Source organism: Streptomyces swartbergensis (genome assembly GCF_002148965.1).
Classification (GTDB): domain Bacteria; phylum Actinomycetota; class Actinomycetes; order Streptomycetales; family Streptomycetaceae; genus Streptomyces; species Streptomyces swartbergensis.
The window spans coordinates 1-6,127 of the sequence record NZ_NGFN01000443.1; the positions used below are offsets into that span (position 1 = coordinate 1).

Genomic DNA, 6,127 nt, shown 5'->3' on the forward strand with positions numbered 1-6,127 from the left:
CTCTCCACCTCCACCGCCCCCGCCCGTCAGGTCGTCCAGACCCAGGGCTCCGCCGTCGATCGTGATGACGTCGTGACCCGCCCAGGCCAGTCCGCCCAGCATCGCCACGAACAGCGCGACCACCGCACCCGCACGGGCGAGGAGTTCGGCCGGCGTTATCACAACTCCCGCCGCTCGCAAGGACCGTAGGAAGAAGTACGACAGCAGCAACGCCCCGACCAGGCTCACCCCCAGTGGCGTGATCTCGATGGCCGTGTCCGCCTCGGCGCCCGTGAGACCGAACGCCGACACATCACCGGACGGCGTGACGGAACCACCCGCCCCAAGGGCCACCACCGCCGCGGTCATCGGCCCCAACGAGCCCGCCGTGTCCGCCTCCAGCAGCCGCAGACCCAGCGCCGCCGTACCCGCCATCCCGATCAACGCCCAGCTCACGGCGGCGACGGCGGACATCAGCACGTCCGCCCACGGCACGCGCGTGCCGTACTTCGCCGTCCCGACACCTGTACCGGCACCCATGGCAGACCCCCCGATCCGCTGCGCGGCGGGGACATCGCGCATGTCCCCGTCGCGTCGAAATACCACTCTCCGGCCCGTTTTCAACCCCGTCAACGGAAACGGCTGATGCGTCCGAACGCGGTCTTCACAAGGCCCGACTTTCGGTCAGGTGGCCGCTACTGAAATAGTTCCACCCGATGTTCGACATCCCTAGACTCCCCATGTCGGGGGTAACTCGGGGGACAACTCAGTGGGGCATGGAGTGCCGGAACTCGTACTGGAATCAAACGGACGTACCTGGACGCTCGATCCGTCCAGGGCATACACCCTCGGACGTGATCCGCAGGGGGACGTCGTCTTCGACGACGCCAGGGTCTCCTGGCGTCACGCCACGGTCAGCTTCAACGGCCGCAGTTGGGTCATCGAGGACCATGGCAGCACCAACGGCACGTTCGTGCAGGGGCAGCGGATCCATCACATGGAGCTCGGCCCCGGATCGGCGGTGCACCTGGGCAACGCGACCGACGGCCCGCGCCTGAACCTGTCGGACGCCGCGGCCGGCGTCGCCACGCCGCAGGCCCAGCCCCAGCAGCAGCCGTACGCGGCGCAGGCCGCGAACCCCGGCTGGGCCCAGCAGGCACCCGCCCAGCAGGCGCCGCACCATCAGGCGCCCCACCAGCAGCCCCAGGCCGGCTGGCAGCAGCCGCAGCAGCCCGCGGCGCACATCCCGCAGCAGCAGGGCCCCGGCGGCGTCGCGGGGGCGCCGCCGGTCTACGGCGACCGCAGCCCGACCACGTTCCACCAGTTCTCCCTCGGCCGCGTGATGCGCATCGGCCGTGCCCTGGAGAACGAGCTGGTCGTCTCCGACCTCCAGGTCTCCCGGCACCACGCCGAGTTCCACTCGACGCCCGACGGCCGCATGGAGATCCGCGACCTCGGCTCGCACAACGGCACGTACGTCAACGGCCAGCCGATCCCCAAGGGCGGTACACAGCTGCTCGGCCCGGCCGATGTCGTCGGCGTCGGCCACTCGACGTTCCGGATCGTCGGCGACCGGCTCGAGGAGTTCGTCGACACCGGTGAGGTCTCCTTCTCCGCCCGCCACCTGACCGTCACGGTCGACGGCGGCAAGCAGATCCTCAAGGACGTCTCCTTCGGCGTCCCGGAGAAGTCGCTGATCGCGGTCATCGGCCCGTCCGGATCCGGCAAGTCCACCCTGCTCAAGGCGCTCACCGGCTACCGCCCGGCCGACCAGGGCGAGGTCCTCTACGACAACCGCGACCTGTACAAGCAGTTCGCCGAGCTGCGCCAGCGCATCGGTCTGGTCCCGCAGGACGACATCCTGCACAAGGAGCTGACCGTCAAGAAGGCCCTCAAGTACGCGGCCAAGCTCCGCTTCCCGGCCGACACCACGGCCGCCGAGCGCGACGCCCGTATCGACGAGGTGCTGCGCGAGCTGAAGCTGGACATCCACAAGGAGAAGAAGGTCACCTCCCTCTCCGGCGGCCAGCGCAAGCGCGTCTCCGTGGCCCTGGAGCTGCTCACCAAGCCGTCGCTGATCTTCCTGGACGAGCCGACCTCCGGCCTCGACCCGGGCATGGACCGCGACGTCATGCAGCTGCTGCGCGGCCTGGCGGACGACGGCCGTACGGTCCTCGTCGTCACCCACTCCGTGGCGGAGCTGGCGCTGTGCGACAAGCTGCTGGTGATGGCGCCCGGCGGCGCGGTGGCCTACTTCGGCCCGCCGGAGGAGGCGCTGAACTTCTTCGGCTACGACACCTGGGCCGATGTCTTCTCCGCCTTCGAGAACTACCGCGACTACGACTGGGCGGGCCGCTGGAAGGGCTCGCAGCACTACCAGATGTACGCCGCGGACATCGACGCCGTAGCACCGCAGTCCGTACAGGTCGCGCCGATGCAGGCGATGAAGCCGCCGAAGCCGCAGGGCTGGATGTCCCAGTTCGTCACGCTGGTGCGGCGCTACGTCTCGGTGATCGCGTCCGACAAGGGTTTCCTCGCCCTGATGGTGATCCTGCCGGCCGTGCTCGGCGCGGTGAGCCTGCTCATCGACGCGGACCGGGGTCTGCTGCCCAACCCGCCCAACCCGCAGACCGGCCGGATCATCCCGAACGGCACGGCCACCACGGTCCTGCTGATCCTCGCGGTCGGCGCCTGCTTCGCGGGCGCGGCGAACTCGGTCCGTGAGCTGATCAAGGAACGGGTCATCTACGAGCGGGAGCGCGCGACCGGCCTGTCGCGCTCGGCGTACCTGATGTCGAAGGTGTTCGTGCTCGGCATGATCACCGTCCTGCAGGGCCTGCTGGTCGGCGTCATCGGCTTCTCCAGCCGGGAGATCCCCGAGGAGGGCCTGGTCCTCGGCAGCGCGACCCTCATCGAGCTCTCCATCCCGATCATGGCGCTGGGCTTCACCTCGATGATGTTCGGCCTGATCATCTCGTCGCTGGTCAAGACCGCCGAGAAGACCATGCCGCTGCTGGTGATGTTCGCGATCATCCAGGTCGTTTTCACGGGCTGCCTGTTCACGCTGCACGGCTCGATCGGCGTCAACCAGTTCTCGTTCCTGATGCCGTCGCGCTGGGCGGTCGCCGCCTCCGGTGCCACGCTGGACTTCAACAAGATCAGCCCGCCCGAGACGGCCGGCGACACCGACCCGCTGTGGGAGCACACGGTCGGGGCCTGGGCCATGGACATGGGCGCGCTCCTCGCCCTCGGCGTGATCTGCGGCTTCTTCGTGGCCCGCTTCCTGCGCCGCCACGAGCCCGAGGTCATGCGCAAGTAGTCACCGCTGCACCACGCCCGAAGGGCGGCACTCCGTCAGGAGAGTGCCGCCCTTCGGCGTTCGATCCAGCGAGCAGAGGTCCGCGCCGGCCTCAGTACGCGCCGAAGACGTTGTCCATGGAGCCGTACTTGTCGGCCGCGTAGTTGCAGGCGGCGGTGATGTTGGCGACCGGGTTGTAGATGTCCCAGGAGGTGCCGGGGACGTGGTACGCCTTGAAGGTCGGCGGGATGACCTGGAGCAGACCCTTCGACGGGACGCCGTTGATGGCGTTGATGTCCCAGTTGTTGATCGCCTTCGGGTTACCCGAGGACTCTCGCATGATGTTGCGGTGGATGCCGTCGTAGGACGCCGGGATGTCGTGCTTCTTCAGGATGTCGAGGGACTCGCGGATCCAGCCGTCGAGGTTGTTCGGGTAGCTCTTGGCGGCGGCCTTCTTGACCTGGGCGCGCTTGGCGTCCCGGCTCGCGGCCTCCTTGGCCTTGCGAGCGGCCTCGGCCTTCTTCTTCGCCGCCTCGGCGGCGGCCTTCTTCTTGGCGGCGGCCTCGGCCTCGGCCTTCTTCTTCGCAGCGATCTGCTGCGCCTTCACCGTGGCACCGGCCATCTGGTCGGTGACGCTGGCCTTGACGTCCTTGATCTGCTCGGTGCTGAACGCCACCGCAGCCGGCTGAGCGGCCTCGGTCGTGGTCTTGGTCGACGCACCGCTCGGCACCGCGGAGAAACCGATGGCGGCGGCGCCGAGGGTGGCGACACCCGCCATGGCGATCTTGTGGTGACGGGTCAGGGTACGACTACGGCCACGGCTGAAGATGTTCTTGGGCATGGTGGTGGGACCTCTTCGAATAGCGCGGGAGTCGCTCGGCGTCCGGCGTTGGACTCGGTGTGTTTCCGACACGAACGCCGCGGAGGTGAACCCACGGCGCTGAGCGACGCCGCCAATTCTTAGCGGCCGCAAAATCGCGTGGCAAAGGTGTGACGTACGAAGCCCGATAGTGGATCAGGGAGGGGCAAATCGGGGCAGATTGGACCGTATGTGCCGCTCAAAAGGTGGGGCTTTGTCTCCTACGCCCTTTCGTACGTGACGTGGGTCCTATGCGCGGGCTCACACCGGGCGCCATGCGTTCTCACCACCCGTTGCACAAGCGATGCTCTGTGTGAGGGCCCTGTCACGGCAGGACGAGGTGCACGTCCCCGAACTCGTGCCACAGGTACCGGCCCTGGAGCGCGGCCCTGTAGCCACGCTCGATCGCCACCCGCCCCACGACCGCCTCCAGCATCAGCAGATGCGAGGCCTCCGGCTCGTGCAGCCCGGTCAGCAGCCCGTCCACCACCCGCACCCCGCGCTCCGGCGTGACGACAAGACGGGTCCACCCCGCACGCGCGCGTACGACCCCGTCGGCGCCCACCGCCGACTCCACGGCCCGCACCGCCGTCGTGCCCACCGCCACGACCCGGCCGCCACCGGCCCTCGCGGCGTTGATCAGCCGCGCCGACGCCTCGGGCACCGCGAAGCGCTCCGGATACGGCGGCTCGTGCACCTCCGCCGACGCCACCCCCGTGTGCAGCGTGACCGGCGCGAACCACACCCCCCGGCTCACCAGCTCAGCCACCACCCGCGCCGTGAAGGGCCGCGCCGCACTCGGCATCTCAGCACTGCCCGCCCCGTCCGCGGACGGCAGCGCGAACACCGTCTGATAGACGGACAGCGGCTGGTCGCGCTCGGTATAGGCGTAGCGAATGGGCCGCCCGTGCTCCCGCAGCAGCCCCGGCACGTCAGGCCCGGCGACCCGCGCCCACCACAGCCGCCCGCTCCGCCCGCTCAGCGGCTCCTCCAGAACCAGCCCTCCGCCTCCCGGCAGGCACACCTCCGTACCCGCCGGCCCACCCGCACGCGCGCGCGTGGTGCCCCGCCCGTCGGGCTCCCGCAGCTCCACCGCCCAGCGGCCGTCGTCCCCCCGGGTGGAGAAGTGCACCACCACGCGCGCGTGCCCGATCCACCCGTCGACGGCCGCCGCCAGCGTGGCCGAGGTGTTGACCACGAGCACATCCCCGGCCCGCAGCAGCCGCGGCAGCTCCCTGAACGTGTGATGCGCCACCTCCGCACCCCGCGACACCAGCATCCGCACGGCGTCCCGCTCCAGCCCGGCCCCCCGCTGCTCCACCGGTACCCGGGCCGACAACTCCTCCGGTACCCGCACGGCCGACGTCATCGGGCCCCGTCCACCAGAGCCGGAGCCCCGTACCGCCCACTCGCCGGCCGCTCGTCCAGCAGCCGCAGGAACCCCGGTACCACGGTCGCCGGCTCCGGCCGCGGACCGTGATCGTCCGGTACGGCCGCCGTGTAGAGGTCCGTGGCCATGTCCCCGGGATCCACCGCCCAGACCCGCAGCCCCGGCTCCTCCACGGCCAGCACCGCCATCAGATGCTCCAGCGCCGCCTTGGACGCCCCGTAGCCGCCCCACGTCTCGTACGCCTCGGCGGCCGCGTCCGAGCTGACCGCGATGACCGTGCCCGCCCGCGAGGCCCGCAGCAGCGGCAGCGCCTCCTGGACCAGGCCCAGCCCCGCCACCAGGTTCACCTCCAGCGCCCGCCGCAGCCCCTCCAGGGACAGCTCCTCCAGCCGCACCAACGGCTCGGCGCCCAGCGCGCTCGCGTTGTGCACCAGCAGGTCGACGCCGCCCAGCCGCCACGCCGCCGACACCAGCGCCGCACGGTGCGCGGCGTCCGTGACGTCCCCGGGCAGGGCGGCCACGCGCGTGCCGTGCACGGAGACGGCCTCCGCCGCGTCGCTCAGGGCCTCGGCGCCCCGGGCGTCGAGCGCCAGGTCCCAGC

Annotated in this window: 5 protein-coding genes; 1 reads left to right on the forward strand and 4 read right to left on the reverse strand. The window is 70.4% G+C overall.

The features are described from left to right. The coding region (locus tag CA983_RS39335) for a streptophobe family protein (protein ID WP_244207289.1) at positions 1-519 on the reverse strand (519 nt) is incomplete at its 3' end. Positions 520-760: 241 nt separating this feature from the next. On the opposite strand from CA983_RS39335, the gene CA983_RS39340 reads away from it, so the two are divergent. Next, on the forward strand, positions 761-3,298 hold the full coding sequence (locus CA983_RS39340; RefSeq protein WP_208637137.1) for an ABC transporter ATP-binding protein/permease: 2,538 nt from the start codon (positions 761-763) through the stop codon (positions 3,296-3,298). A gap of 91 nt (positions 3,299-3,389) precedes the next feature. Here CA983_RS39340 and CA983_RS39345 read toward each other — a convergent pair whose 3' ends face one another. The 3 genes from CA983_RS39345 to CA983_RS39355 all read right to left on the reverse strand — a co-directional run. After that, positions 3,390-4,118 carry a transglycosylase SLT domain-containing protein gene (locus CA983_RS39345; protein WP_086605496.1) on the reverse strand — a complete coding sequence of 243 codons (729 nt, stop codon included), beginning with the start codon at positions 4,116-4,118 and terminating at the stop codon, positions 3,390-3,392. 343 nt (positions 4,119-4,461) lie between these two features. Continuing rightward, positions 4,462-5,505 carry an S-adenosylmethionine:tRNA ribosyltransferase-isomerase gene (locus CA983_RS39350; protein WP_086605497.1) on the reverse strand — a complete coding sequence of 348 codons (1,044 nt, stop codon included), beginning with the start codon at positions 5,503-5,505 and terminating at the stop codon, positions 4,462-4,464. Beyond that, positions 5,502-6,127 (reverse strand): SDR family NAD(P)-dependent oxidoreductase (locus tag CA983_RS39355; RefSeq protein WP_086605498.1); only part of this gene is annotated, 626 nt, incomplete at its 5' end. The genes CA983_RS39350 and CA983_RS39355, both read right to left, overlap by 4 nt.

Coding starts and splice junctions, on each gene's coding strand:
- CA983_RS39345 (WP_086605496.1), bottom strand. CDS start 4,118: ATGCCCAAGAACATCTTCAGCCGTGGCCGTAGTCGTACCCTGACCCGT.
- CA983_RS39350 (WP_086605497.1), bottom strand. CDS start 5,505: ATGACGTCGGCCGTGCGGGTACCGGAGGAGTTGTCGGCCCGGGTACCG.